Origin of the sequence: Brevundimonas sp. (assembly GCF_041688735.1) — a bacterium.
Lineage (GTDB): Bacteria > Pseudomonadota > Alphaproteobacteria > Caulobacterales > Caulobacteraceae > Brevundimonas.
The window spans coordinates 1-1,855 of sequence record NZ_JBDNHO010000035.1; the positions used below are offsets into that span (position 1 = coordinate 1).

2 protein-coding genes are annotated in these 1,855 nt (G+C 61.7%); both read right to left on the bottom strand.

The window, feature by feature from the left end; genetic code table 11:
- Positions 1 to 32: 32 nt before the first annotated feature.
- Positions 33 to 452 (bottom strand): transposase, encoded by a 420-nt coding sequence (locus ACESMO_RS04235; RefSeq protein ID WP_372706938.1) that lies wholly within the window; start codon positions 450 to 452, stop codon positions 33 to 35.
- A 906-nt stretch (positions 453 to 1,358) separates the two neighbouring features.
- A partial coding sequence (locus tag ACESMO_RS04240) for a VapE domain-containing protein (protein WP_372706939.1) occupies positions 1,359 to 1,855 on the bottom strand: 497 nt, incomplete at its 5' end.

The window sequence follows — 1,855 nt, forward strand, 5'->3', positions numbered from 1 at the left end:
AGCGATGCCGTGATCAGGCCCCGGTCTGCACCTCATAGTCCCGCAGCCGGAAACGCCGCAGCCGCTGCCGCAGCCGGCTGGCGCTCCATGGCCAGTTGGTGCTGTTGCGGCCGTTCCTGTCGATTGTCCGCCGTCAGCGCCTGCAGAACAGCCTTCACCAGCACCGGCGGCGCCAAGGCGGTGATACTCACCTGCGCCGTCGCCAGCTCGATCCGGATCACGGCCGAACCGTCTGCCACGGACCCCTTGCCAGCGCCGGCGACCACAACCTCGATAAAATCTGGCACCGCCGCCGCTCGCGCGGTGCGCCGCCATGTATAGATCAGCCCCGACGACACATCGTGACGACGCGCCACCTCGGTGACGCATCCGCCCCGCCCGAAGGCTTCGCCCAGAATCACCGCCTTGTCCTCATCAGACCATCGACGACGGCGCTCCGGCCCCGTCAGCACAGTGATCTGGCTCGTCCGCTCTTACGCGCGCTCATACGCCTGCTCTTACGACTGATCCCAAGCGCCCAGCATCGCCGACGGTCTCATCCAGACAAGGCGGGGCTCACCGGAGGGTCACCGTCATGTGCCCGCCGCGTGTCTTGGCGCGCTAACCGTGCCCAGTAGAATTCGCGGCGCACTCACGCCAAGACCCGACCGCCGCGCCGGCCTATCAGCGCCTCACTCACCGTCATCGACGGCACCGCCGGGTCTGTTACCCTGCCGCCGCCCCCACCTCCACGTCAACGGCTTTGGGTCCTTCCCCGGCTGGGGAGTTGGGCCTGGGGTGGCACTGACCCTGATCTTTGAGCGTTTTCAAAAACAACTAACCCACCAAGACTGGCTGAGAGGTCCGAGCAACCCGGTCTCAGAGATAACCGGCGTCTGAAACGCCATCGGGACAGGGTAGGAGGCTGTCCGGGGGCTGTCCCACCCCCTGTCCCACCTTAACTCTCTGTTTCTTATAACTATTGGACAGGGTGGACAGGGGAAGAGGGTATATAGAACATAGTCCTGTGGGGAGGGGGTATATAGGGTCGTATACGACGAGCCCCTGGTCGGGTGTTCTACAAAACACCCCTCACAGGAGAGTCTATAGAAAATGGGGCTATCCCTGTCCCACTAGACCAATGTTTAACGTAATCAGTAACTTAGTCGGGACAGCCCCCCTGGACAGCCTGTCCCGCCCAAATACCTGTCCCGAGAGAAGTGCGATTTAAATCCAACTTCCCTAAAAGTGCGATTTAAATCCAACTTCTGAGAAGTGCGATTTAAATCCAACTTCACCAGAATGAGGCAAATGCACTAAGAAAAACCCCGGCAGCAGAGCCACCGGGGTCAGGGTCGATTTGGCTGCCGGCATCGGTCTTACCGAGGAGTCCTCCTGACAAAGATGCGCTGACGTCCGTATTTCTGTGTTGGCGCCCGATGGGAGAACCGCCACCCGCCAACCAAACCCATTGCCCGGCCAAGGCTCTGCTGCTGTCGACTGTCGTAGTCCTTCATGTCGCGGCCCATCATCTCGACCCATACGTCCAGCAAGCAGACCTGATCGCGATAGACCGGCAGTTCGCCCTCAAGGTCATCGAACCCGAGGTCGCTGTTGATCGGCTGGCCGAGCCAATGCTCGATCCGTGCTGCCGTGGTATCCTCGACAGTCTCCTGCCGACGGCTTTCCTGTAGCCGTTTGGCTTCCTCGGCGGCTTCGGCGCTGCGGAGATATAGCGGCAGCCGACCGTGGGGCTGCTCCTGTCGCCAGGCGTCGTACATCGCCTTTGCCTCGGCCCACAACTGGTCGACTTCGCGCTCGAGTCGGTCGGTGTCGATCGACGTCACGGTCCCCGCGATTGGCCAGAATCGTCGGC